General features: G+C 70.8%; 23 protein-coding genes. 12 read left to right on the top strand and 11 right to left on the bottom strand.

Features of this window, described 5'->3' with window-relative positions; all coding sequences use genetic code 11:
- Positions 1 to 57: 57 nt before the first annotated feature.
- Positions 58 to 678 (bottom strand): TetR/AcrR family transcriptional regulator, encoded by a 621-nt coding sequence (locus DMB66_RS01665; RefSeq protein WP_125802180.1) that lies wholly within the window; start codon positions 676 to 678, stop codon positions 58 to 60.
- A gap of 109 nt (positions 679 to 787) precedes the next feature.
- Between DMB66_RS01665 and DMB66_RS01660 the strand changes: the two genes are divergently transcribed.
- Positions 788 to 1579: a glucose 1-dehydrogenase gene (locus DMB66_RS01660; protein ID WP_125802179.1), complete on the top strand. Its 792-nt coding sequence runs from the start codon at positions 788 to 790 to the stop codon at positions 1577 to 1579.
- Between the two features lies 1 nt (position 1580).
- Positions 1581 to 1808, top strand: coding sequence for a hypothetical protein (locus DMB66_RS01655; RefSeq protein WP_199751736.1), 228 nt, complete (start codon positions 1581 to 1583; stop codon positions 1806 to 1808).
- 16 nt (positions 1809 to 1824) lie between these two features.
- Here DMB66_RS01655 and DMB66_RS01650 read toward each other — a convergent pair whose 3' ends face one another.
- The 6 genes from DMB66_RS01650 to DMB66_RS01630 form a co-directional block, all read right to left on the bottom strand.
- A complete protein-coding gene (locus DMB66_RS01650; RefSeq protein ID WP_125802178.1) occupies positions 1825 to 2592 on the bottom strand; it encodes an NAD-dependent deacylase in 768 nt (255 codons plus the stop codon).
- Between the two features lie 126 nt (positions 2593 to 2718).
- Positions 2719 to 3126 carry a hypothetical protein gene (locus tag DMB66_RS01645; RefSeq protein ID WP_233624224.1) on the bottom strand — a complete coding sequence of 136 codons (408 nt, stop codon included), beginning with the start codon at positions 3124 to 3126 and terminating at the stop codon, positions 2719 to 2721.
- 352 nt (positions 3127 to 3478) lie between these two features.
- Entirely contained in the window at positions 3479 to 3787 is a 309-nt protein-coding gene (locus DMB66_RS01640) for an antibiotic biosynthesis monooxygenase family protein (protein WP_158647107.1), read from the bottom strand.
- 168 nt (positions 3788 to 3955) lie between these two features.
- On the bottom strand, positions 3956 to 4435 hold the full coding sequence (locus DMB66_RS62370; protein WP_199751733.1) for a hypothetical protein: 480 nt from the start codon (positions 4433 to 4435) through the stop codon (positions 3956 to 3958).
- Entirely contained in the window at positions 4432 to 5490 is a 1059-nt protein-coding gene (locus tag DMB66_RS01635) for a hypothetical protein (RefSeq protein WP_199751730.1), read from the bottom strand. Before DMB66_RS01635 ends, DMB66_RS62370 begins: the two co-directional genes overlap by 4 nt.
- Before the next feature lie 190 nt (positions 5491 to 5680).
- Positions 5681 to 7771 (bottom strand): cellulose binding domain-containing protein, encoded by a 2091-nt coding sequence (locus tag DMB66_RS01630; RefSeq protein WP_125802176.1) that lies wholly within the window; start codon positions 7769 to 7771, stop codon positions 5681 to 5683.
- Between the two features lie 188 nt (positions 7772 to 7959).
- Between DMB66_RS01630 and DMB66_RS01625 the strand changes: the two genes are divergently transcribed.
- From DMB66_RS01625 to DMB66_RS01615, 3 genes are all read left to right on the top strand, one after another.
- Positions 7960 to 9552, top strand: coding sequence for a methyl-accepting chemotaxis protein (locus DMB66_RS01625; protein WP_158647106.1), 1593 nt, complete (start codon positions 7960 to 7962; stop codon positions 9550 to 9552).
- Between the two features lie 104 nt (positions 9553 to 9656).
- Entirely contained in the window at positions 9657 to 10193 is a 537-nt protein-coding gene (locus DMB66_RS01620; RefSeq protein ID WP_125802175.1) for an RNA polymerase sigma factor, read from the top strand.
- Positions 10190 to 10909 (top strand): hypothetical protein, encoded by a 720-nt coding sequence (locus tag DMB66_RS01615; protein ID WP_125802174.1) that lies wholly within the window; start codon positions 10190 to 10192, stop codon positions 10907 to 10909. Before DMB66_RS01620 ends, DMB66_RS01615 begins: the two co-directional genes overlap by 4 nt.
- Positions 10910 to 10928: 19 nt before the next feature.
- Here DMB66_RS01615 and DMB66_RS01610 read toward each other — a convergent pair whose 3' ends face one another.
- Positions 10929 to 12086, bottom strand: coding sequence for an LCP family protein (locus DMB66_RS01610; RefSeq protein WP_125802173.1), 1158 nt, complete (start codon positions 12084 to 12086; stop codon positions 10929 to 10931).
- Complete coding sequence (locus DMB66_RS01605) at positions 12083 to 13360, bottom strand: cyclopropane-fatty-acyl-phospholipid synthase family protein (RefSeq protein WP_125802172.1); 1278 nt, start codon at positions 13358 to 13360, stop codon at positions 12083 to 12085. Before DMB66_RS01605 ends, DMB66_RS01610 begins: the two co-directional genes overlap by 4 nt.
- Positions 13361 to 13509: 149 nt before the next feature.
- Here DMB66_RS01605 and DMB66_RS01600 point away from each other — a divergent pair, with 149 nt between their 5' ends.
- Both DMB66_RS01600 and DMB66_RS01595 read left to right on the top strand, forming a co-directional pair.
- On the top strand, positions 13510 to 14145 hold the full coding sequence (locus DMB66_RS01600) for a TetR/AcrR family transcriptional regulator (protein ID WP_125802171.1): 636 nt from the start codon (positions 13510 to 13512) through the stop codon (positions 14143 to 14145).
- Entirely contained in the window at positions 14142 to 14585 is a 444-nt protein-coding gene (locus tag DMB66_RS01595) for a thioesterase family protein (RefSeq protein WP_125802170.1), read from the top strand. The genes DMB66_RS01600 and DMB66_RS01595 overlap by 4 nt, the downstream gene beginning before the upstream one ends.
- Before the next feature lie 10 nt (positions 14586 to 14595).
- Here DMB66_RS01595 and DMB66_RS01590 read toward each other — a convergent pair whose 3' ends face one another.
- The gene (locus DMB66_RS01590) at positions 14596 to 16449 is read right to left on the bottom strand and encodes a long-chain fatty acid--CoA ligase (protein ID WP_233624223.1); all 1854 of its coding nucleotides are present in this window, start codon (positions 16447 to 16449) and stop codon (positions 14596 to 14598) included.
- 95 nt (positions 16450 to 16544) lie between these two features.
- Here DMB66_RS01590 and DMB66_RS01585 point away from each other — a divergent pair, with 95 nt between their 5' ends.
- Complete coding sequence (locus tag DMB66_RS01585; RefSeq protein WP_199751727.1) at positions 16545 to 18815, top strand: bifunctional diguanylate cyclase/phosphodiesterase; 2271 nt, start codon at positions 16545 to 16547, stop codon at positions 18813 to 18815.
- Here the strand turns inward: DMB66_RS01585 and DMB66_RS01580 are convergent, their stop codons facing one another.
- Positions 18816 to 19850 (bottom strand): LacI family DNA-binding transcriptional regulator, encoded by a 1035-nt coding sequence (locus DMB66_RS01580; protein ID WP_125802169.1) that lies wholly within the window; start codon positions 19848 to 19850, stop codon positions 18816 to 18818. It lies immediately after the preceding gene.
- A 306-nt stretch (positions 19851 to 20156) separates the two neighbouring features.
- Between DMB66_RS01580 and DMB66_RS01575 the strand changes: the two genes are divergently transcribed.
- From DMB66_RS01575 to DMB66_RS01560, 4 genes are read left to right on the top strand one after another with little or no spacing between them, the layout of a single operon-like run.
- A complete protein-coding gene (locus tag DMB66_RS01575; RefSeq protein ID WP_233624222.1) occupies positions 20157 to 22331 on the top strand; it encodes an alpha-galactosidase in 2175 nt (724 codons plus the stop codon).
- Between the two features lie 5 nt (positions 22332 to 22336).
- Positions 22337 to 23284 carry a carbohydrate ABC transporter permease gene (locus DMB66_RS01570; RefSeq protein WP_125802168.1) on the top strand — a complete coding sequence of 316 codons (948 nt, stop codon included), beginning with the start codon at positions 22337 to 22339 and terminating at the stop codon, positions 23282 to 23284.
- Positions 23285 to 23296: 12 nt separating this feature from the next.
- The gene (locus tag DMB66_RS01565) at positions 23297 to 24193 is read left to right on the top strand and encodes a carbohydrate ABC transporter permease (RefSeq protein ID WP_233624221.1); all 897 of its coding nucleotides are present in this window, start codon (positions 23297 to 23299) and stop codon (positions 24191 to 24193) included.
- A 41-nt stretch (positions 24194 to 24234) separates the two neighbouring features.
- Positions 24235 to 25587, top strand: a complete 1353-nt coding sequence (locus tag DMB66_RS01560) for a sugar ABC transporter substrate-binding protein (protein ID WP_125802167.1) — start codon at positions 24235 to 24237, stop codon at positions 25585 to 25587.
- Positions 25588 to 25589 lie beyond the last annotated feature (2 nt).

The raw sequence follows: 25589 nt of genomic DNA, 5'->3' as shown, positions 1-25589 counted from the left end.
AGGTGTGTAGAGCGAAACCACGCGGCCAGGCCGAGCGACGTCCTTCGCCCTCGGCGGTCAAGCGGCGTAGCGGGCGATCATCGTGTGCACCGCTTCCTCGACGGCATGGTCGGTCGACTCGGCGCTCGGGGACCAGCGGGGCAGCAGCAGGCCGGGCCAGAAGACGAAGTTGGAGATCATGCCGAGGAACTGGGTCGCGGCCAGTTCCGGGTCGGGCACCTTCGCTGCTCCGGCGGCGTCCGCGGCGGTCAGGTAACGGGTCACCGAGGCGAAGTACGGCATCTTGCCCCGGCTGAACTGGGCCTCGCCCAGCTCGGGGAAGCGCGGTAGTTCGGCGATGACGATGCGGAACAGGGCCGTCATCCCGGGACGGGTCAGCAACTCGACGTAGCGCCCGCCGATCGCGGTGAGGCCGGCCCGCAGGTCCGACGTCGGCGGCTCCGGACCGCCCTCGTCGTCGATCTGCCAGGACTCGGTGACGATGGCGTCGAAGAGCGCCGCCTTCGTCGGGAACTGCTTGAACAGGGTGGCCTTCGAGACCCCGGCGGCCTCGGCGATCCGCGCGAGCGAGGTGCCGTCATATCCGGCGGCAAGGAACAGGCTGGTCGCCGCCTCCCGGATGGCGGCGCGTTTCTGCTCGGCGACGCGACGGTGGTACGCGGAGGGCTCGCTGCTCATCGGCCCAGTATGCCGGGCGGCGAGGTGAGTCACTTGACTCACTATCGGGACAGCCCTAGTCTCGATGGCGAGGTGAGTCGGTCGGCTCACCACTAGGAAAGGTTGCCCCATGCGTTTCACCGATCAAACGGTTCTGGTCACCGGCGGCACCGGCGGGATGGGGACGAGCCATGCGCGGGCCTACCACGCCGAGGGCGCGCGAGTAGTGATCGGCAGCACCGCCACGGGCCTGGACAGCGCCCACGAGTTCGCTGCTGAGCTGGGCGAACGTGCGCTGGCAGTCCGCCTCGACGTCACCGGCGAGGACGACTGGACGGCCGCGGTCCGGGCCGCCGAGGAGCACTTCGGCCACCTGACGATCCTGGTCAACAACGCCGGCGTGCAGAACCCCGCGCTGACCGTCGAGGCCACCGACCGGAAACTCTGGGAGCGGACCTTCGCCGTCAACGTGACCGGCCAGTTCCTCGGCATCCGGGCGGTCACCCCGGCAATGCGGCGCGCCGGCGGCGGCGTCATCATCAACATCGGATCGACCATGGCGTACGGCGGGACGGCGCTCTATGCCTCCTACGTCGCCAGCAAGTGGGCGCTCCGGGGTCTGACCCGCAGCGCGGCGCTGGAACTCGGCCGCGACAACATCCGGGTCAACGCCATTCACCCCGGCGTCATCGCCACCAAGCTGATCACCGCTCCACCGGCACCGGGCCAGCCGCCGATCGCCGACTTCTACGACCCTTCGCCGTTCGCCGTGCCGCGCCTCGGCGAGCCCGCCGACATCACCGCGGCCCTGCTCTACCTGACCTCACCGGAAGCCTCGTTCGCCACCGGCGCCGAGCTCGTCGTCGACGGCGGCCTCCTGCTCGGCCCGGCCCTGCCCGCCGGCCTCGCCGAGGCGGCGTGAGATGCCCGCGAACGCCGCCATCCGCCGGGCGCTGGACCTGACACCCGAGTCACCGACCAGGGCCCGGACCATCGACATCACCACGACCGGCCGCCGAACCGGTCGCCCACGGCGGATCGAGATCTTCTTCTACCGGGTACGGAAGCGGTTCTACCTCAACAGCGGCCTGCTCCGCCGCCGTCCTGGTATGCGAACCTCCAGGCCAACCCGGAGTTCACAGTGCACCTGAAGAAGTCGACCGTGAATCACGAGCCGTCCGAACGGCCGGGCCAAGCGGCGTCCACCAGGGCAGGGAGGATCTCGGCGGCCGGGCCGGTGAGGTTGACGGTTGCCACCTCGTCGAGTGGGGTCGGCTCCGGGTTGATCTGGATGACATGGCCGCCGAGGCGGGCGGTCACCTGGGGGATCTCGGCGGCCGGATAGACCACGCCGGAGGTGCCGACGGTCAGCAGCACGTCGGCGTTCGCGGCGGCCTCGACCGCCTCCTCGAAGGCGTGGGTGGGCAGTGCCTCGCCGAACCACACAACGCCAGGGCGGACGAGCGCGCCGCACCGGCCGCAGGTCGGCGGCGGCAGGCGGCGACCCTCGCCGAGCGGCTCCTCGGGGTGTTCAGGCAGGTCGCCGGCCGCCAGCCCGCACGCCGAGCAGTGCGGTTCGAACAGACTGCCGTGCAGGTGAATCGGCGACCTGGAGCCGGCCCGTTCGTGCAGGTCGTCGACGTTCTGGGTGACCACGACGCACCGCTCGATGGCCGCGACCGCGCGATGGCCGGCGTTCGGCTCGACTCGCCGGACGGCCGCACGGCGCCACTCGTACCAGCCCCAGACCAGGTCGGGATCGTCCCGGAACGCCTCCGGCGTGGCGAGCTGCCGGGCGTCGAAGCGCGCCCAGAGACCGGTCAGCGCGTCGCGAAATGTGGGAATGCCGCTTTCGGCCGAGATGCCTGCGCCGGTGAAGACCACCACCCGCTCGGCAGCCGCTAGCATCCCCGCGGCCTTGTCCATGCCCGTCATGCGGAGAGTCTGGCAGCCTGCCGAAACGGGCCGCCACGCGATTCCCGAGACACGGTCCGAGGTCGAGCGCCATCAAGTCGGGCGAGAGCGGCCGTTTGGGCGCCGCGGTCGGTGACCCCGACCACCTCATCTGTCTTCCGCAGGACTGTCCGTCGATCGGGTCGGCACCGCCGCGGCTTGGATGTCGACGAGCTCCGTCAGCTGATCCTCCGGAATCCGTAGCGGCGCGAGCAGGTCCTGAACGTACGCTCGACGCTGCTCGCGGGTCATGCCGTTCCGGCGGCTCGCGGTTGACTCCAAATGCTGGCGTATCGCGTCAACACGCTGTTGATGGCCATCCGCGGCGCGCCAAGTCGTCCATCCGGATCCCGGATCAGCGGCTTCGAGCGCGTCGGCCAGGCGGTTCTGAATCGCGGCTATGAAGGGACTTGCGGCGTACTCGCTGGAGATGTCCTCACCCTTGCACTCAAAGAGATACCGGTGCAGAGCAAGGACCTCGTAGTAGCCCTCAACGCGAACCGCTCCGACGTCCATAGGGAAAGTCTGCCGTACCCCGAAGCGGCTCGGTGCGGATACCAAGGGACGCGCTCAACTGCCGCCGACAATGCTCGAACCCATCCGCAGTGCCGGCGACGCTGCGTTGACAGGCCGGAGCGGCCCGAGCGATAGCGCCTGCCAGGGCGGAGTCGATTCCGCCCCCAGCGCGCTCGCCAGAACCGATCGGGCGGCCAAAGTTGATCATCGGCCAGGCCTCCGATGCCCTCGCCGGCTGTCACGCTTCCTGCGTGACCCACGTCGCCCAGGATCCTCGCCTCGCCCGAGCCGCGCCACGACCTGCTCCTGGCCGGAGAGTCCGGGAACCTGTGCTCACACGCCGATCCGGCTGCTAACCCGGAGCACCTGTGGGTGGTCCCGCCATGGTGTACGTGACGCGATGCGCCGTAGGCCGGCACTCTGAGGACAACGTCACGAGCCGGTCCAGCAGCCGGCGGGCGTCCGCATTCTGCCGCATCGCTTCCAGGTCGTCCTGACTGTGGAACCAGCCGATCGAATGGAACACGGTCGGATCGTCGGTGCTCTGCACCAGTGTCAACTCTCCTGGCCGCCCGGGGAGCCGCAGCAGGACCTCCGCCAGCTCCCGCGTCGTGTCCAGGAACGCAGCCTCGTCGCCGGGGCGAACGCGCCACAGCGTCATCGTGCACGGTCGATCCATCGAGCTGCCTCCGGATCCGGTGATCGAGGTCCGGCGGGCGCCGTGCCTCACGGCTGCCAGTCTGCCTCGTCCGGCGGCTGGTCCTGTTCGTCGTCGAGCGCGCTGTCGATTTGTCAGCGGTCGGCGTGCTCCGGACGCTGTGGACCGCGGTCATGCCCTTCGCGGCCTGGGCCCGTCCACCGGGCCTGTTCGCGGTTGATCTTTGCCGCGCAGGTACGGGCCGGCCAGATACAGCGAGACCGCCGTCAGGCCGATGCCGAGATAGACGGGGATCAGGTGCTCGACGCTGGTATAGCCGATGGCGGCGTGCACGACGACGGCCGGGCCGAAGCCGGTGATCGCGGTCAGGGTCAGCGTCCACCAGACCCAGGATTCGCCGCGACGCCATCCCCACACGCTCAGCAGGATGACCGCCACCGCGGCGGAGATCAGCGCGCCTCCGAAGCCGGCACGATCATGGGCGATGAAGGGTATGAGCCTGGGGTTGGCGGCCTCCAGATGGTGCGGGGCGGTGTTCAGGAAGGCGATGTCGGTGTCGACGAACACCGAACTCATGCCGACCGTCGAGATGGTGATGCCGCCGATGAGCATGCCGGCGCCTACGGCGATCATGACGAGTTGCCCGGTCACGGCGCGGAGGCGGACCGGCTCCGGCCCGTCGGGCAGGACGGTCCATCGTGGAGGGCCGGGACGCCGCCGCACCGCCAGGACGAACATCGGGAACAGCGTGACGGTCGCGGCGGCGTGCAAGGGCTCCACGAACCCGAGCTGAGGAAATAGAACAGGGTGGGGAATCCGACGGCGCCCGAGGCCAGGTAGGCGTAGCGGCTCCAGGACCAGCCACGCCGGATGCCGCCCCATGCCAGGCCGGCATAGAGCACCCCGATGGCGACCATGGTTCCGGCCAGCGTGATCCGGTCGTGCTGGACGAAGTGCACCAGGTGCTCGTTGAGGGCGCGCAGGCGATCCCGGTTCCAGCCGAGGTAGTCGGTGTCGTACCAGAGCAGCAGCGGACCCAGGGTGATCGCCGCGGCGACGAGTCCGCCGGCGATCATGCCGAGGCCGACGAGGGCGCCCCACCACCACGCCGGCCACCGGCGCGGGTCGACAGCGGGACGTGACCGGGTTGCCGGCACGGGCGGCATCGCCGCCTCGGCGACCCGGTGGAACCAGCCGGGGCCGGCGGCTACCAGCACCCCGGGCGACGCCAGGACCGTGGTCGCGGGATCGGCCAGTGCCGCCGCGGCATCGGCCACGGACCCGCCGTCCAGGCGGCGAAGGCCAGCCTCCTCACCCAGTATCACCCGATCGGCGATGCCGGCCAGGTCGGCCGCCACCTGCGGGGTGGCGGCGGTCACGACAAGGATGCAGCGACGGCCGGGCGCGATCCGGCGGATCAGCGCGACGTCGGCGGAACCGACCGGCCGTACCTCGACCACGCCCGCGCCCAGAGCCGGCAGGGCGCGGACGGCGTCGTGAGCGACATCGACCGGGACGGTGGCGCCCAGCCTGGCTGTCACCGCCGCCGGGATGTCGAAGCCACCGGACACCGCCGAGACCAGCCGGAAGCCGCCGGGCACGTCGGTCAGCGCGGCCAGCGCCCGCAGAGCCAGACGGTGCGACCGTCGCCGCCCGACGGCCGCGGCCAGCAACGCCCGCAGTGGGTGGTAGGTCCAGTCCGGCATTTGATCATGGTCGCACGCGCTGCCCAGCCGGACGGTGACCGATCACGGCTACCCCGGCCGTGTTCCGCACGCTCCGGGCCGATCTCCTGCGATCTACGGCCCAAGCGACGGGCTCGACCGCCCGGGGCGACTCCGCCAGGGCGATCCGCCCGGCGTCAACCGACTGGCACCGGGCGGATGGCCGGAGAGGTCAGCCGGTGCTGCACACGGTGCCGTTGAGGGCGAACACCTCGGGCAGGACGTTCGGCCCGCTGTAGCCCGCGACGAAGCCGACGCTCGTCGTGCCGCCCGCGGCGAGCGTGGCACCCGCGTCGGCGGTCACCCGGACGTCGCGGGCGGTCTGCGTCCAGGTGGCGCTCCAGCCGCTCTGCACGGTCTGCCACGTGGTCGGCCAGGTGAACGTCAGGGTCCAGCCGGTGACGGGTGCGGGCCCGTTGTTGGTGATGTCGATGGCGCCGACGAAGCCGCTGCCCCAGTCGGTGGTGTCGGTCAGGCGCACCGTGCAGGTGCTGGTCGCCGGTGCGGTCGTGGTGATCGTCAGCGGCAGGGACGACCAGGAGACGCCGCCCGCGGTGTCGCGGGCCAGCACGTTGACGGTGTAGCGGGTGCCCGGGGTGAGGTTGTGCGCGGTGAAGGACGTGCCGGAGGTCTCGCCGAGTTGCTCGCTGGTGACCCCGTTGCTGCGGTAGACCTCGTACTTGGCGATCGGATCGCGGCCTGCCCGCGCCGCCGGCCAGGAGATCGTCGCGGTGCGGTCGGTGACGGCGGTCGCGGTGGGTGCGCCGGGCGCGCCGGGTGCTCCATCGCCGGTTCGGGCCGGGTGCATGGTGAGCAGGGTGAGCGAGTACGGCGGCAGCGTCTGCGCCCCGGTCGTCCCGAGCGCGGCCGTCTCGAGCCCCTCGGCGCCGTTGCGGAAGGAGATCACGGTGGGCGGGCCGGTGGTGGCGGGGCTGTATCCGCGGTAGTCCAGGGTGGCCGCGCGTTCGTTGTCGGGGTCCCGGTTGACGAGCAGCACCTGCAGGTCACCGTTGGGGCGGCGGGCGGCGTGCGCGGTCACCAGCGGATCGTCGGTGCCGGCCCGGACCAGCTGGTCGCCGGGGTGGACGAAGGACTTCATCAGCTTCAGCGCGTGGTACGGGGCGAACGGCGTGTTCAGCGGCGGCTCGCACACCGAGGCGTCGGCCAGGCAGTTGCCGGAGGAGAGCATGCCGTAGTCGCCGTAGTCGCGCTGCCCGGCGACCGTGGAGACGGTGCCGATGCCGTTGTGTACGTTCCACCACTGCACGGTGAAGACGCCGCTCTCCAGCAGGTCGCTGTAGGCGTCGGCGAGGAACAGCGCGCCGGGCTGGGTGTTCTGCCCCACGCCGACGTTGGTCTCGGTCAGGCTGATCGGGATGCGGCCGGCGTCGGGCCCGGCGTACCGGTCGATCTGGCGCCGCAGCAGGTACATGGCGTCGTTGATGTGGCCGGTCCGGGTGAGCGCCTCGGCGGCGGAGCCGCCGCCGGGATACCAGTGCACGTCGGCGAAGTCGATGTGCGCCCCGGCCCGGGTCAGGACCTCCTTGTTCCACGTCCCGGCGTCGCCGGCACCGACCACCCCGTCGGGCCAGTTTCCCGGCATGGTCAGGACCGCGCCGATCTTGATGTCCGGGTCGACCGCCTTCATCGCCTCGGCGAAGGCGACCACGCCCGAGGCGTACGCGGCCGGGCTCTTGTCGGCGTGGTTGTCGGCCTCCCACGGCTCGCCGTAGTGGCCGTTGCCGTAGTTCTCGTTGCCGATCGTCCAGTACTTCGCCCGGTAGCCCTTGTCCTTGGCGTAGCGGACCCAGCCCGCGGCCTCCTCGGCCGTACCCGTGCCGTAGTTGGCGATGATCATCGGCTCGGCGCCGATCCGCTCGACCGAGGCCATGAAGGTGTCGAAGTCGGTGTTCGGGGCGACGTAGCCGCCGGGCGCGGTGTGGTCCCGCCAGTGGTAGATGTCGGCGTACGAGCCGCCGGGGTAGCGGATCATCCGGACGCCCGCGGATTTGAGCAGGTCGGAGGTGGCGTCGGTGCCCAGGTTGGTGTCCCAGATGGCGTCGTTGACGCCCAGCGCGGTGCCGGGGACGGTGGCCAGGCCGGCGCGGGCGTTGACGGTCACGGCGACGGGGGTGGCGGCGGTGGCGGCGGGAATGGCGGTGGGGACGGCGGTGGCGGCGGTGGGTGCGGTGACGCTGCACAGCGCGCAGGCGCCGAGCAGCAGCGCACCCCGCGCGACCCGGTGGAAGATCGCGGACGGCATGGCCTCTCCAATCGAGGAGATCGAGAGCATTGGGAGCGCTCCCATACTCATCGTGCCAGCGAAGAGTGTCAATCTCCCCGGGTGGGTTGCGGGTGCTTCGCCTAATCCTCACAATGTGCCCAGATCGGTCGATCATCCAGGTAGGCCCACCGAAGGGCCCCACGGGTGAACGGGTGATCTGCTTGAAGATGTCGAATCTCAGGGTCGGGGCCAGGCTCGGTGCCGGCTTCCTCGCGGTGATCACGGCCATGGTCGCGCTGACAGTCATCGGCGTCACCGAGGTCCATAAGATCAACGATCGGTTGACCGTCGTCAACGACCTCAACGGCGTGAAACAGCGCTATGCCATCAACTTCCGGGGCAGCGTGCACGACCGGGCGATCGCCGTGCGGGATGTGGTGCTGGCGCGTACCGCCGCGGAGGTGCAGACCGAGGTCGACACCATCGGCAAGCTGACCACGAAGTACGACGAGTCGGCGGTGAAGATGACCGCCATGTTCGCCGGCGACGCGGACGTCACCGCCCAGGAGAAGGCCGCGCTCGCCGAGATCAACCGGATCCAGGCCGCGACGCTCCCGCTGATCACCCAGGTCGTCGACCTGCGCACCGCCGGCGACAACGCGCAAGCGCTGCAGGTGCTCACCACGCAGGCCAAGCCGGCCTTCATCGAGTGGCTCGCCGCCATCAACGTCTTCATCGACCTCGAGGAGGCGATGAACAAGGCCGAGACCGCGAAGGCCCGCGAGATCGCCGACGGCTTCCTGACCACCATGGCCCTCGGCCTGGCGCTGGCCGCCCTGGTCGCGGCCCTGATCGCCTGGTGGGCCACCCGCAGCATCACCCGGCCGCTCGCGGAGGCCGCGAGCGTGCTCGTCGCGGTGGCCGACGGCGACCTGACCCGGCGAGTGGACGCGCGCTCCGGCGACGAGGTCGGTCAGATGGGCCGGTCCGTGAACACCGCCCTGGACGCGATCAGCACGGTCATCACCGAGTTCGGCCACAGCGCCACCGGACTGGCGCAGACCAGCCACCGCATCGGGGCGCTGTCCGGGCAGATCGCCAAGGGCGCGGAGGACTCCTCGGCGCAGGCGAACGTCGTGGCGAGTGCCGCGCAGGAGGTCTCGCGCAACGTGCAGACCGTCGCGGCCGGCTCCGAGGAGATGGGCGCCTCGATCCGCGAGATCTCGCACAACGCCAACGAGGCCGCCACCGTCGCGGCCCGGGCGGTCGACACCGTACGGGCCACCACCGAGACCGTGTCCCGCCTCGGCGAGTCCAGCCGCATGATCGGCGACGTCGTCAAGGCGATCACCAACATCGCCCAGCAGACCAACCTGCTGGCCCTCAACGCCACCATCGAGGCCGCCCGGGCCGGCGAGGCGGGCAAGGGCTTCGCCGTGGTCGCCGGCGAGGTCAAGGAACTGTCCCAGGAGACCGCCCGGGCCACCGAGGACATCTCCCGGCGGGTCGAGGCCATCCAGGCCGACACCACCAGCGCGGTCGCCGCGATCGCCGAGGTCACCCAGGTCATCACCCAGATCAGCGACTACCAGACCACCATCGCCTCGGCCGTCGAGGAGCAGACCGCGACGACCAACGAGATGAACCGCAGCGTCAACGACGCCGCGTCCGGGTCGGGGCAGATCGCGGCGAACATCGGCAACGTGGCCGACGTCGCCCGGAACACGACCGCCTCGGTCGACGAGTCCCGCCGCGCCGCCGACGAACTCGACGAGGTGAGCCGCAAGCTGCAGGCCCTGGTCGGCGGCTTCCGCGTCTGAATCAGCAGGGGCGTCCCGGTGCGAGAGTCCTCGCGCCGGGACGCCCCTTCGCGCGCCGGTTGAAAGAACCGGCCCGGTGCCGGACATGTGCCAGGGTGAACGTGGTGAACACGCAGGCGCGCCGGGCGCGGTTCGAGGAGTTCGCGGCCCCGCTGATCGAGCCGCTGCGGCGGTTCCTGGCGCGCCGGACGGACCCGGAGACCGCTCAGGACGTCCTCTCCGAGACGCTGCTGGTCTGCTGGCGCCGCCTCGACGACGTGCCCGACGACCGGCTGCCGTGGGCGTACGGTGTCGCCCGGCACTGCCTGGCGAACGCCGAGCGGGCCCAGCGCCGCCAGCACCGCCTGCTGGCCCGGATCCGCGCGGTCGATCCGCCCTCGGAGGTGGCCGCCGAGGTCGCCGAGCCGCCCGACGAGCGGCTGCACGCCGCGCTGCGCCGGCTGCGCCCGCTGGACGCCGAGATCGTCCGGCTCTGGGCCTGGGAGGACCTCGGCCCCGCGGAGATCGCCGCGACGACCGGCCTGTCCGCCAACGCCGTCAGCATCCGGCTGCATCGCGCCCGCGGCCGGCTGCGGGAGGAGTTACGAAAGCTCGGCGACGGTGCCGGACATGACGTAGCGGAAGAGGGGAGGCGGCCGTGACCGACGACGACCTGCGCGCCCGGCTGCGGAACGCGGACCCGGCGACCGGCCTGGCGCCGCTGCCCCCGGAACGTGTCACCCGCCTGCTGGAGGACTCCATGACCAACGACCTCGCCCCGTCGACGGCCGTCACCGCCGATCCGGCGGAGCCCTTTTCCCCTGGGCCCGTTTCCTCCAGGGAAGCAGAGCGGCCCGTTTCCTCCGGGGAAGCAGAGCGGCCCGTTTCCCCCGGGGAAGCAGAGCGGCGGCCGGCCCGCGCGTTCCGGAGACTCGCTTTCGCCGCGGCGGGGCTGGTGGTCGGGGTGGCGGCCGTCGCCGTCGGCGCGGCGCTGCGATCGTCGGACGAGCCCGGCCCGGCTGTGCGCCCGGCCATTCTCACGGTGGCCCGTATCGTCGTCGCCGGTGGCGGGGCGGCCAAGTGCGTGCCGCCCAGCGCCGCGACGCTCTCGGCGGCTCCGCTGGCGTTCGCCGGCACCGTCGAGCGGGTCGCCGGCGGCACCGCCGTCCTCACGGTCACCCACCAGTACGCGGGGACGCGTGCGGACGTCGTCGAGGTCGCGCAGAGCGACGGCAACAGTGAGGCGCTGATCGGGGCCACGGCCTTCGAGCCCGGTCGCGCGTATCTCGTCGCGGCGACCGACGGGCGAGCCATGGTCTGCGGCTACAGCGGTCTGGCCACGCCCGAGCTGCAGGCCCTGTACGACGCCGCGTTCTAGGATCCTGGCCGACCGGCGTTCAGCCGCCGGCTGCCCAGTCCGGGTGAGCGCGCAGGAAGGCAGCCACGTCGTCGGTCCTGACCGCATTCAGCAGCTTCATGCTGGTGGCGTTGAGGATTTCGACACTGCCGACGCCCGGGACCGAGCGGCTGTCGAACTTGCCGTCGTTCGTCTTGATCGTCACCAGGTTGTCGACGTTGACACCCCGCATCGCGAATGCCCAGTCCGCCAGGGAGACTCCGCCGTCGTCGACGGTCATCGCCTTGCCGAAGGCTTCGATCAGCCCGGGAAGCTTGGTCGGGGAGTCCAGCCCCTCGTGCTCGGCCTGCTTCAGGATGGCTTTGAGGAGCTGCTGCTGGTGGCGTTGCCGCCCATAGTCGTAGTCGTGGTCGGCCAGCAGATCGCGTTGCCGGGCGAAGTCGAGCGCCTCGGCCGGGGTGAGGCAGTGGTTGCCCTTGGCGTAGAAGTTCGGGGTCACCCCCGGCACCTGGTACGCGATCGAGCCGTCGGGATGCGTCTTGTACGGCACCGCCTTCTTACCCGACGCGGTATGGCCGAGGTGGATCGACGTGGTGTCCTCGTCGACGTACATGCAGACCTGGCCGAGAACCCGCACCACCTGCTCGAAGCCGGCGAAGTCGACGATCGCCCCGGCGTCCGGGGTGATGCCGGTGAGCTGCCTGACGGTCAGCGCCAGCAGCTCGAAACCGTGCGACTGCGCCGCGCTGCCGGTCAGGCCGCGACTGCCGAACGCGTAGGCGGCATTGATCTTGTTCTTCCCGCCCGGGTACGCGACCTTGCCGTTGTCGTACGGCGGAATGGTCACATAGCTGTCACGCGGCAGCGAGACCAGATAGCCCGCCCGGTGATCGGCGGCGATATGGAGCAGGATGATCGAGTCCGAGCGGCTGACCATGGCCGGATTGTCGGGCCGGGTGTCCACACCCACCAGCAGGATGTTCTTCGCACCCGCGATCGAGGCATGGGTACGCGCGGCGCCGGCGCGCAGGCTGCCGAGCAGATCCTTGTGGTGCACCGCGCCCGCCGCCGAGTCGATCAGGGCCCGGGCGGCGACCACCGAGCCGCCCACCGCGATCACCAGGATCGAGCCGACCACGACGCACCAGCGCGCCCACACCGGCGCGCGGGGCTTGCTGGTCCCCGAGTCGAGCTTCACGCCGGCCAACCGCTCCTGGTCGCCGGCATGTCGCTGCCGCCGTCCCGGTGCGCCTTGACGCACAACACCTGGTTGACCCCGATCCGCGCCTGCTCGAACCCCAGCGCCGAGGCTGCCATGTACAACCGCCACACCCGGGCCCGGCCCGCACCGGCCAGCCGCACGGCCGCCGACCATTGCGACTCCAGGTTGGCCACCCAGGCGCGCAGGGTCCGCGCGTAGTGCTCACGCAGGGCCTGCACGTCCCGCACCTCGAACCCGGCCTGTTCCAGCAGCGTCACCGTCGTGCCCAGGGGCACCAGTTCACCGTCCGGGAACACGTACGCGTCGATGAAGGACCGCCGCCTGCGCGCCGCCGGCGGCGCGGGATGGACCGCCGAGATCTGGTGGTTGAGAAGCCGCCCACCGGGCTTGAGCTGCTCGAACAGAATGGCCGCGTATTCCGCGTAGGGCGCCGTGCCGACATGCTCGGCCATGCCCACGCTGGAGATCGCGTCGAACGGGCCGCCGTCGAGGTCGCGATAGTCCTGGACCCGGATCTCGACGTGCGCGGTCAGCCCGGCCTCGGCGACCTGCTTGCGGGCATAGTCGGCCTGCTCGATGGAGAGCGTGATGCCGACGACGTCGACCCCGTACTCCCGGGCCGCGTGCAGGGCGAGGCTGCCCCAGCCGCAGCCGACGTCCAGCAGGCGCATGCCGGGCTTGAGGTCGAGCTTTCGGCAGATCAAGTCGAGCTTGTCGCGCTGCGCGCCGGCCAGGCCGGATCCGGCGTCGTCGCCGGCCCAGTACGCGCAGGAGTAGACCATGCTCGACCCGAGAATGATCTCGTAGAAGGGGTTGCCGACGTCGTAGTGATGGCTGACCGCCTGCTGGTCGCGGCGCGGGCTGTGCCGCGCGCCCCGCATCGCCAGCTCCTCGGGTGGCGGCTTGGGCTGCGGTCCGAGCACGCCGAGCCGGAGCAGGTCGGCGGCGACGGCGCGGTAGGGCAGCCCTCGCACGTCGGCGCCGCGGAAGATCAACGCCGCGAGCCGGCGCAACGCGTCGAAGAGGTCACCCTCCACATCGAGATCGCCCGACACGTACGCCCGCGCGAGCCCGAGTTCGTCGGGCCGCCACATGAGCCGGCGCAGCGCACGCCGGTTGCGGATGATCAGGACCGGCGGGCCCGCGGGTCCGGTCTCGGAGCCGTCCCAGGCGCGAAGACGCACCGGAAGCGGCGCTCGCAGCAGGGTTTCCAGCAGGCCACGCAGCCGGACCGCGGTGGAAGAAGGCATCGAACCTCCCGGGTTCCGCAGAGAAACTTAGTACTACTAACTATCTACCCGGCAATCATCGAGCCGCGAAATCCTCCAGGCGTTTGTGACGCACGAGTCACGGTGGCACATATATTTACGAACGGTCGGTCTTTTTGTATGCTGGGGCCATGACGAGCGACGGCAGGCTGATCCGCGGGGAGCGCACCCGGGCCGCCGTGCTCGATCAGGCCCTGCTGCTGACCACCGTGGCCGGTCTCGACGGCCTGTCGCTGAGCCAGGTCGCCGACGCGCTGGGCGTCAGCAAGTCCGGCCTGTTCGCGCACTGGCGGTCCAAGGAGGCGCTGCAGCTCGCCGTGATCGACCATGCCCGAGCGCAGTGGACCGACCAGGTCATCCGGCCCACCCTCGAGGTGCCGCGCGGGGTCCGCCGGCTGTGGGCGGCGCACGACAGCCGGCTGGCCTTCTACGAGGCCGAGGTGCTGCCCGGCGGCTGCTTCTTCGCCAACGCCAACTTCGAGTTCAACGCGCGGCCCGGGGTGATCCGCGACCGGCTGGCCACCGAGCTGACCGACTGGATGACCTTCCTGACCGGGCTGGCCGCCGACGCGATCGCGCTCGGTGACCTGCGGCCGGAGGCGGATCCCGAGGGGATCGCCTACGAGACCGAGTCCCTGGGGGTCTGCGCCGTGATGCAGGCGCCGGTGCTGGGGCGCGACGTGACCTTCGGCCGCGCCCGCCGAGCCCTGCTCGAACACCTGCGTGCCCTGGCCACCGACCCGACGATCCTTCCGGAGCTGAGATGACCATCGTGACCGAAGCCGTGCCGTACGGGGACGTCGTCCGGATGCCCGTGCACTTCGACGACCTGGACGCCATGGGTGTGCTGCACAACGCCCGCTACGCGGTGCTGATGGAGCGGGCGGTGGTGCTCTGGTGGGCCGAGCGCGGCGTCTCCTTCTCCGGCGGCCGTCCCACCACGCCGGACGCCTTCAACGTGGTCCGCGAATACTCGATCACCTTCCACCGGCCGGTCCGCGGCACCGGCGAGATCGGCGTGCACTTCTGGCTGGAGAGCATGGGTACGACCAGCGCGGACTACCGGTTCCGGGTGACCTCGGCCGACGGCGCGACCGTGTTCGCCGAGGGTCGCCGGGTGAACATCCGGCTGGACCCGGCCACCATGCGCCCGGTCCCCTGGACGGAGCACGGCCGCGCCATCGGAGCCACCCTGCTCCGAAGCTGAGCGAAGCGACTCAGTAGAGGGCGTTGAGCAGGCCGGCGTACCGCTGCTCGACCGCGCGGCGCCGCACCTTCAGCGACGGGGTGAGCTGGCCGTCCTCGACGGCCAGGTGATGGTCGAGGATCAGGAACTTCTTGATCGTCTCCCACGGCGCCAGCGTGGCGTTGAGCTGCTCCACGCTGGCGCCCACGGCCTCGGTCAGCTGCGGTGAGCGGGTGATCTCGGCGTACCCGGCGTCGCCCAGCCCGTGCCGGGCCGCCCAGCCGGCCACGGCGTCCGGGTCGAGGTCGATGAGGGCGCTGATGTACTTGCGGCCGTCGCCGTGCACCACGATCTGGCTCGCCAGCGGGCAGATGCCCTTGAACCGCGCCTCGATCGTCTGGGGCGCGACGTACTTGCCGTTGGAGGTCTTGATCAGGTCCTTCTTGCGGTCGGTGATCCGCAGCGACCCGGCGGCGCTGATCTCGCCGATGTCGCCGGTGCGCAGCCAGCCGTCGGCCAGCGTCTCGGCGGTGGCCTCGGGGGCGTTGTGGTAGCCCCGCATCACTCCCGGTCCCCGCACCAGGATCTCGCCGTCCTCGGCCAGGGCGACGTCGGTCCCGGGCAGCGGCAGGCCCACGGTGCCGTACTCCGGGCGGCCGGGCCGGTTGAAGAACGTGGTGGCGCAGGTCTCGGTGAGGCCGTAGCCCTCCAGCACGGGCAGGCCGACGGCGTCGAACCACTCCGCGATCTCCGTCGACAGCGCGGCCGCCCCGGAGATGAAGAAGCGCAGCCGGCCGCCGAACCTGTCCCGGATCCGGGCGAGCACGAGCCGGTCGGCGATCCGGTGCTGGGCCGCGAGGACCGGGCCCGGGCGCCGGCCCTGCCGGCGCAGCCGGGCGACCCGTACGCCGACGCCGAGGCCCCAGCCGAACAGGCGTGCCCGGACGGGACTGCCGCCGCGCACGGTGCCGAGGACCCCGGCGTACACCTTCTCGAAGATCCGTGGCACCGCCGGGATGATCGTCGGCCGGACCACCGGCAGGCGCTCGACGAGCCGGCCGACGTCGCCGTCCACGGCGAACGCGAAGCCCACCGAGAGCTGGCAGGACAGCAGCGCCTTGCCGAAGGCGTGCGCCAGCGGCAGCCAGAGGTAGCCCAGGTCGTCCGGGTGCAGGAAGCCCATGGCCTGGATCGCCAGCCCCTGGTAGATCCAGCTGTGGTGGGTGACGCGCACGCCCTTGGGCAGCCCGGTCGTGCCGGAGGTGTAGATCAGGGTCGCCAGGTCGTCGGGCCCGATCGCGGCGCACGCCTCGGTCACCGCCGCGGGCTTCGCCGCGAGCAGCTCCCGGCCGCGGGCGCGCAGGGCCGCCAGGGTCAGCACCCGCGGGTCGCCGTCCGGCGGCGTGCCGTCGATGAGCACGGCGTACGCGACGGGGGAGCCCGCGGTGAGCACCTTGCCGAGCTGACCGGCCTGCTCGACCACCGCGAACCGGCTCGCCGAGTCGCCGAGGATGTGCGCGACCTCCGCGGGGGAGCTGGTCGGGTAGACCGTCGTCGTGGCGCCGCCCGCGCACATGACGCCGAAGTCGGCCTCGATCCACTCCGTCCGGGTGCCGGCCAGGATCGCGACCCGTTCCTGCGGGCGCAGCCCGAGATCGAGCAGGCCGGCGGCGATCTCGGTGACCGCCGTCCCGGTCTCGGCCCAGGTCTGCGACTGCCAGCCGCCCCGGCCGTCCAGGCGCCGGTACGCCTCCACCGCGGGCGTCCGGGCGACCCGGTCGAGGAACATCGCGCCGAACGACGTCGGCTCGGCGTGCCGCAGCTCCCGCAGGGCGGTCTCCTCGGCGGCCGGCGCGCGGCAGCTCGTGGTGGGGCTGGTCGGCATGTGCATCCTTCTCTCCGTCGACTGCCATCATCATCCGTTGTCGGCCCGGGAGCGGAAAAACTCACCCCCGGGCCGGCGCGGCCGATGGTGTGACTATGAGGGTCGACATGCGCTCGCCCGCCCGTCGGCCGTCGCCGGCCGCCGTGCTGATCGCCGTCGTCGCCGGCGGCCAGGTCCTGAGCTGGGCCCAGCCCGGCCTCCGGCAGGTCGTGCTCGCCGGGTCGCTGATCCTGCTCAACGCGGTCGCGGTGCCGTACCTGCTGCGGGTCGCCCGGCTCGGCTTCAACGCGCTGTCGTGCCGGCTCGGCGCCGTCGCCCGCGCGTTCGGCGTGCTCCAGGGGGCCGGCCTGCTCCTGGGCACGTTCACCGGTGCCGTCGCGCCGGTCTGGTGGACCGGCACGCTCAGCCACCTGAGCTGCGTGATCCTGCTGGCGGTGGCCACCCTGATCGGGCCCGTGAAGCGGCTCAGCGGCCCGCACCGGCAGGCGTTCATCGCCGAGGTCACCACCGTGCTGGCCGGTGGCTTCATGCTGGTCTGGTATCTCGTGCTCGATCCGCTGGGCCGGGCCGGGGCGCCGAACGCCCGCTGGATCATCCAGATCGGTGTCCCGCTCGCCGACCTGCTGCTGTTGATCGCGGTCACCGCGTTGCTGCTCCGCGGCCTGGTCCGGCGGCTCCTGGACCCCATCACCTTCGTGGTCGCCGGCATGATGGTGCTCGTGGTGGGTGACACCGCCTGGTGGGCCGGCAAGGTGCAGGGCCTGCCCATCGAGAACGCGACGTTCGCCACCACCTGCCTGGTCCTGGCCAATCTGCTGCTGACCCTCGGCCCGGTGCTGTCCGTTTCCGGTGTCCCCAGCATCGTCGACCGGGCCCGCCGGGCGGGGCCGCCCGGCTGGGTCGAGCACCTGCCGCTGGCCTCGCTGGGCCTGGGCGTGGGCCTGGTCCTGGTCATCCTCGCCCGGGAGGGTGCCCTGGCCCGCTGGAGCGGGCTGATCCTCGGCATGACCGTGATGGCCGCCGCGATCGCCTTCCGGCAGTCGTTGTCGCTGCGGATGAGCCGGGCCCAGGTCGCGCAGGACCCGCTCACCGGCCTGGCCAACCGGATCGGACTGCAGAACGCGCTGGCCCACGCGGTGCGCGGGCGCGAGCCGATCGCCGTGCTGGCCATCGACCTCGAGGGCGTCAGGCCCGTCAGCGACGCGTACGGGCCGGCGGCCGGCGAGGCCATGCTGAACGCCTTCGCCGACATCCTGCGCGGCGGCATCCGGACGGACGACGTGCCCGCCCGGATCGGGGTCGACGAGTTCGCCCTGCTGCTGACCGACATCGGCGAGGCCGACCGGGCCGTCACCGTCGCGCAGCGCATCCTCGCCGCGGCCGCCGAGCATCCGGTCGTGCTGGGCGCGGACCGGGTCCCGATCCGGCTCAGCATCGGCGCCGCGGCCGCCGCCGGGCAGGGACAGGACTCGGGCAAGGCCCTGCTGCGCCGCGCCGACATCGCGCTGTACAACGCCAAACGGGCCGGCGCCGGCTCCTTCGTGGTCTACCACCCGTCGATGACGGACCGGCGCACCGAGGAGGCCGCGCTGGCCGAACAGCTGGAGACCGCCCTCGCGGGCCGCCAGTTCGCGGTGGTCTACCAGCCCATCGTCGAGCTGCGCGGCGGCCGGCCGGTCGCCGCCGAGGCGCTGCTTCGCTGGCACCATCCCGAGCTCGGCGACATCCCGCCGGACCGGTTCATCCCGGTCGCCGAGCGGTCCGGCGAGATCGTCACGATCGGGCTGTGGGTGCTGGAGCAGGCCTGCCGGCAGCTGGCCGCGTGGCGGCGGGACGGTCGCGACATCACGATCAGCGTCAACCTGTCGCCCCGGCAGCTGCAGGAGCCGAGCCTCGTGCACGACGTGCTGGGCGTGCTGGAGCGCACCGGCGTGCCGGCGGGCAGCCTGCTGCTGGAGGTGACCGAGTCCGCGACGGTGGACGAGAGGTCGGGCATCGTCGCGCTGCGGGAGCTGCGGTCGCACGGCATCCGCATCGCCGTCGACGACTTCGGCACCGGCTATTCGTCGCTGCAGTATCTGACCCGGCTGCCGGTCGACGTACTCAAGATCGACCGTAGCTTCGTCGCCCAGCTGGACGGCACGCCCGAGGGCTCGGCGATCGTGGAGGCGGTGATCCGGCTCGCCCAGGTGCTGCACCTGACCACCGTGGCCGAGGGCGTGGAGACCGAGGCGCAGGCGGCCGAGCTGCTCGCCCTCGGCTCCGACCGCGGCCAGGGTTACCTCTTCTCCCGGCCGGTCCCGGCCGCCGGCGTCTTCGCCCCGGACCCACGATCCACCGCGCCGGCCGCGTCCCCGACCGGATGATCACCCGGTAGCCGAACCGGCGGGGCGCGGCAGCTCGTGGGTGCGAGGTGGGCCGACCGACTCGCGCAGCACCGGGGTGCAGGGTACGTAGGTCCGGCCCGGCAGGCCGCCGACGTCGCCGGCGAGCAGGTGGCGGACGGCGAGTTCGCCCATCTCGTAGTACGGCAGGCGCACGGTGGCCAGCGGCGGCCGCAGGATCGAGGCCAGCTCCTCCTGGTCGTCGTAGCCGACCACGGAGATGTCCTGCGGGATCCGCAGGCCCCGCTCCAGGATCGCCAGGTATGCCCCGAGCGCCATCCGGTCGTTGCCGCAGAACAGCGCGGTCGGGATGGAGTCTCCGTCAAGCACGGTCTTGGCGAGGTTGTAGCCGGATTCGGTGTGGAAGTCTCCGAACAGGACCGTCGCGTCGGCCTCGGCCACGCCGGCGGCGCGCAGTTCGGCCCGGAAGCCCTTCAGCCGCCGCCTGGTCGCCCAGGAACCCGGCAGCCCGGCGAGGTAGGCGATCCGGCGGTGGCCGGCGTCGAGCAGCATGCGGGTCGCGTCGCGACCGCCCTTCTCCTCGTCCGGCAGCAGGCTGGGCAGCGCATCGCCCACTGTGTAGCAGTTGACCAGGATCGTGGGTATGTCGTTGACATTGGTGGGGGTCAGTATCCGGCGCGTGCCGATGACGGCGACGACGATCGCGTCGACCTGGCGTTCGATCAGGTCGTCGAGGGTGCGGCGCACCTGGCGGATGTCCGGGCTGGTGTGCGCGATCAGCAGCATGCTGTCGTGGTGCCGGGCGTGGTCGTGGGCGCCGGAGATGGTCCGGCCGGCGAACGGCGCCGTCGCCATCTCGTAGCCGAGGAATCCGATCGTCCGGGATCGCCGCAGGGCCAGCGAACGGGCCTGCTGGTTGGGCCGGTAGCCGAGCTCGTCGACCGCGGCGAGCACCCGCGTCTTGGTGTGCTCGGAGATCCCGGTGCCGGGACGGTCGTTGATCACGAACGACACCGTGGTGGGGGAGACGCCCGCGTGCCGGGCGACATCAGCCATCGTCGGACGCCGCTGGGGTTCGCCCACAGATTCCCCATCTCTTCGGAACTCCTGGACTAAACCGCATTAGTCAACCAAAGGTCACGGCTGTGTGTCCAGCTCTTGACAGGCGTGATCCTCATGGGTTGTGATGCTCTTCACAAGCTACTAAAGCGCATCAGTAAAGTGCTTAACCGGCACTGAAGCACTGAAATCGCCCGAGCACCACGTTGCGTGCTCAATTCCCGAGGCCTCGCATTCGCCGCCGTTGGCCGGGCACATCCGCCGATCCTCGCCGTCGGGCGAGAGAGCGAAGAGGTCGTACCAGTGAAGGTCGAAACGGCGGGCCGTGACGCGTTGCTGCACCTGAGTGCCGGCGGCGTGAGCATCGTGGTGGACGTGCGTGGCGGCGGGCTGCCGCGCATCGTGCACTGGGGGGCCGACCTCGGCGCGCTCACGGCCGGCGAACTCGGCGAGCTGGCCACCGCTTCGCTGCCGCCGCTGGTGTCCAGCGTCCCGGACGGTGTCGTCGCGCTCGGGCTGCTGCCGGAGCACTCCCGGGGCTGGCCGGGCACGCCCGGCCTGAGCGGCCATCGTGGCGGGCGGGCGTGGTCGCCGCTGTTCACGGTCACCGACGTGCGACTCGACAGTGCCGAGCTCGGCGGCCATCGGCTGAGCGTCCGTGGCCTCGACGCGGCCGCCGCCCTCGGGATAACCCTGGAGGTCGAGCTGACCGCCGAGGGCGTCGTGCGGCTGCGCGGGACGGTCCGCAACGACGGCGACCAGCCGTTCGTGGTGGACCAGCTCGCCCTCGGGCTGCCGGTCCCCTCGGAGGCGACCGAGCTGCTCGACCTGACCGGGCGCCACCTGCGGGAGCGCCAGCCGCAGCGCCAGCACTTCCACGTCGGGACGCGGCTGCGCGAGGGCCGCCGCGGCCGGACGGGACTGGACGCCAGCCTGGTGATGGTGGCGGGGGCCGCCGGGTTCGGCTTCCGGGCGGGCGAGGTCTGGGGCATGCACGTCGCCTGGAGCGGCAATCATCGCCTCTACGCCGAGCGGATGCCGAGCGACCAGCGGCTGCTCGCCGGCGGCGAGCTGCTGCTGCCCGGTGAGGTGATCCTCGGGCCCGGCCAGACGTACGCGGCACCGTGGCTCTACGCCTCCTACGGGGTCGGCCTCGACGAGATGTCGGCGCGACTGCACCGGATGCTGCGAGCCCGGCCGAACCACCCGCGCACACCCCGGCCGGTCATCCTCAACACCTGGGAGGCGGTGTACTTCGACCACGACCTCGGCAAGCTCACCGCCCTGGCCGACGCGGCCGCCGAGGTCGGCGTCGAGCGGTTCGTTCTCGACGACGGGTGGTTCCGGCATCGCCGCGACGACACCGCGGGGCTCGGCGACTGGTACGTCGACGAGTCGGTCTGGCCGGACGGCCTGCACGATCTGGTCGGCCTGGTGCGGGCCCGGGGCATGCAGTTCGGCCTCTGGGTGGAGCCGGAGATGGTCAACCCCCGGTCCGACCTGGCCCGGGCGCATCCGGAGTGGATCATGGCCGGCGGGGACCGGCTCCCGCCGCCGTGGCGCAGCCAGCAGGTGCTGGACCTGACCCACCCGGGCGCGTTCGACTACCTGCTGGGGCGGCTGGACGCGCTGGTCACCGAGTACGCCATCGACTATCTGAAGTGGGACCACAACCGCGACCTCATCGACGGCGGCCACCAGCCGGGCGGCGAACCGGTGGTGCACGCGCACACCCTCGCGGTCTACCGGCTCATCGACGAACTCCGCGCCCGCCATCCCGGGCTGGAGATCGAGTCCTGTTCCTCCGGCGGTGGCCGGGTCGACCTCGGCATCCTGGAGCGGACCGACCGGGTGTGGGGCAGCGACTGCAACGACGCCCTGGAGCGGCAGTCCATCAACCGGTGGACCCAGCTGCTGCTGCCACCCGAACTCCTCGGCTCGCACGTCGGGCCGGCGCACTCGCACACCACCGGACGCCGCCACGAGCTGGACTTCCGGGCCGGCACCGCGCTGTTCGGCCACTTCGGCCTGGAGCTGGATCTGACCGGCCTGTCGGTCGCCGATCGCAGCCGGCTGGCCGAATGGGTCGCCCTCCACAAGAGACTGCGGGCGCTGCTGCACTCCGGAACCGTGGTGCGGGCCGAGCATCCGGATCCGGCCCTCCTGATCCACGGTGTGGTCGCGCTGGACCGCACCGAGGCGGTCTTCGCCCTGGTGGCGATGGGCACCGGAGTCACCGCACCGCCGGGCCGGATCCGGCTGCCGGGCCTGGACCCCGTCCGGCGCTACCGGGTGCGCCCGCTGCCACCGGGCGATGTGCAGCGCGGCATCAACCACGAGCCGGCGCCCTGGCTGCGCGACGGCGAGGTCACCCTCACCGGGGCCGCGCTGGCCACGGTCGGTGTCCAGGCGCCGGACCTCTATCCCGAAAACCTTTTCCTGCTGCACGTGGCCGAACGCCCCGGAGAGGCTGGCTGATCGATATGGCCGATACCGTCACGATTCCCGTACCCACCGCGAGTTCCACGACGCACGTCAAGCCCAAATCCCGTCGCCTGCGCGGCGGGTGGCGCGAGGCCGGCGTCGCCTGGCTCTTCCTGCTGCCGGCCCTGCTCGGCTTCCTGGTGTTCTTCCTCTATCCGACCCTGCGCGGCTTCTACCTGAGCTTCACCGACTACGACCTGCTCACGGCCCCGCAGTGGGTCGGTCTCAAGAACTTCGAGAAGCTGGTCGGCGACCCGCTCTTCTGGAACTCCCTCAAGGTGACGCTCGAGTACGTCGTCATCAACATCGGCGTGCAGACCTTCGTCGCGCTCGGCCTGGCGCTGCTCATGCACCGCCTCGCCAAGTCGACCGTGATCCGCGGCATCATCCTGCTGCCGTACCTGATCTCCAGCGTCGTCGTCGCGCTGCTGTGGTACTGGATGGCCGACGTCAACCTCGGCGTGATCAACCAGGTGCTCGGCTGGATCGGCGTCGACCCGGTCGCGTTCTTCGGCGAGGGCACGTGGGCGATCCCCACCATCGCGCTGGTCAACGTGTGGAAGTTCATGGGCTACACCGCCCTGCTGATTTTCGCCGGGCTGCAGGCGATCCCGGCCACCCTCTACGAGGCCGCCGACGTCGACGGCGCCAACGAGTGGACGGTCTTCTGGCGCATCACCGTCCCGATGCTGCGGCCGGTGCTCACGCTGGTGCTGATCCTCACGATCATCGGCTCCTGGCAGATCTTCGACACCGTCGCCATCACCACCAAGGGCGGCCCGATCAACTCGACCCGGGTGATCCAGTACTACATCTTCGACCAGGCGTTCTCCCGCTACAACTTCGGCTACGCCTCGGCCATCTCGGTCGTCCTCTTCCTCATTCTCGCCGGTGTGGCCTTCGCCCAGATGAAGCTCACGCGCTCCGACGAATCCGACCTGGCGTAAGGAGTAAGCGCGATGACCGCACCTTTCAAGATCAGAAGGGTATCGATGGGCCGGATGGCGGCCTGGGCAGTGCTGATCCTCTTCATCGTCATCAGCCTCTTCCCGCTGTACTGGATGCTGCGCACCGCCCTGTCGAACAACCGCTCGCTGTTCGCCGACCCGGATTCGTGGCTGCCGGTCGACTTCACCTGGGGCGGGTTCAAGCGGGTCCTCGGCCTCTCCTCGGTCGCCGAGGCCCAGGCCGAGGGCGGCTCCGGCGCCTCGCTGCAGTTCTGGCTCTACCTGCGCAACTCCGTGATCGTCTCGACGTCGATCACGATCGGGCAGGTGTTCTTCAGCGCCATGGCGGCGTACTCCTTCTCGCGGCTGCAGTGGCGCGGCCGCAACGCGGTGTTCTTCCTGTTCCTCACCGCGCTGATGGTGCCGCCGATCTTCACCCTGCTGCCCAACTTCGTCCTGGTGAAGAACCTGGGCCTGCTCAACACCTTCGCGGGCATCATCCTGCCGTTCTTCTTCATGACCCCGTTCGCCGTGTTCTTCCTGCGCCAGTTCTTCCTCGGCATCAGCCGCGAGGTCGAGGAGGCGGCCATCATCGACGGCGCCAGCCATCTGCGGATCTTCTTCCGCATCATCATGCCGATGAGTTCGGCGCCGGTGGCGACGCTGGCCATCCTGACCTTCATCAACGCCTGGAACGAATACTTCTGGCCGTTGCTGGTGGCCCAGAACGACAACGTGCGGGTGCTCACCGTGGCCCTCGGCGTGTTCCGCTCGCAGACCCCGCAGGGCAGCCCGGACTGGGCGGGCCTCATGGCGGCGGCGCTCGTCTCCGCCATCCCGATCGTCGTGCTGTTCATGATCTTCGGCCGCCGGGTCGTCAACTCCATCGGTTTCTCCGGCATCAAATAGCCCCGCCGCACATTCTCGATTCACACAGATTGGAAAGCACGATGAGAAAAAGGTATGCGCTCATCTCCGCGCTCCTGGCCCTGCCATTGGCCGTCTCGGCCTGTTCCGCGGATGCCGCCGAGGACGCCGATTCGGCCTCGGGTGAGGTCAGCTATTGGCTCTGGGATGCCAACCAGCAGCCCGCCTATCAGCAGTGCGCCACCGACTTCACGGCCAAGAATCCCAAGATCACCGTGAAGATCTCCCAGAAGGGCTGGGACGACTACTGGAGCGCGATCACCACGGGCATGGTCTCGGGCACCGCTCCCGACGTGTTCACCGACCACCTGTCCAAGTACACCGACTTCTTCACCAAGCACCAGGTCCTGCCGCTGGACGACCTCGTCGCCCGGGACAACGTCTCGACCGCGAGCTTCGAGGCCGGACTCGCCGAGCTGTGGGTGGGCAGCGACGGAAAGCGCTACGGCCTGCCGAAGGACTGGGACACGGTCGGGGTCTTCCACAACAAGAAGCTCACCGACGCCGCCGGGCTGACCCCCGAGCAGCTCGGCACGCTGGCCTGGAACCCCACCGACGGCGGCACGTACGAGAAGGCGATCGCGCACCTCACCGTCGACAAGAACGGCAAGCGCGGCGACGAGGCCGGCTTCGACAAGGGCAACGTCAAGACCTACGGCCTGTGGATGAACAGCTCCGGCTCCGGCTTCGGCCAGACCGAGTGGAGCATGTACGCCCTCAGCAACGGCTGGACCGCGACGGACAAGAACCCGTGGGGCACCCACTACAACTACGACAGCCCGAAGTTCCAGGAAACCATCAAGTGGTGGAAGAGCCTGATCGACAAGGGCTACATGCCGACGCTGGCGAACTCCACCGGTCTCGACGGCCTGACCCAGCTCGCCGCCGGCAAGGTCGCGCTGGCCACCAACGGCGACTGGAACACCTCGGCCGTCTTCGGTAACAAGAGCGCCACCTTCGAGCCGGCGGTCGCGCCGACCCCGGTCGGCCCCACGGGCAAGCGCGCCTCGGTGTTCAACGGGCTGGCCGACTCGATCTACGCCGGCACCAAGCACAAGGAAGCCGCCTGGCAGTGGGTCAAGTACCTCGCCTCGGCGGACTGCCAGAACGTCGTCGCGGAGAAGGCCGTCGTCTTCCCCGCGATCCCCGCGGCGTCCGAGGTCGCGGCCAAGGCCTTCGCGGCCAAGGGCGCGAACGTCGACGCCTTCACGGTCCACGTCAAGGACAAGACCACCGCGCTGCCCTGGATCACCGCGCACGCCGCGGACATCGACGCCATCATGAAGCCCGCGATGGACGCCGTCATGAGTGGCAAGGCCGAGGTCGACTCGCTGACCAAGGCCAACACGGACATCAACGCGCTGTTCACCGGCTGACC

The organism is Actinoplanes sp. ATCC 53533, assembly GCF_003947245.1.
This window is presented reverse-complemented; position numbering and strand designations above follow the sequence as displayed.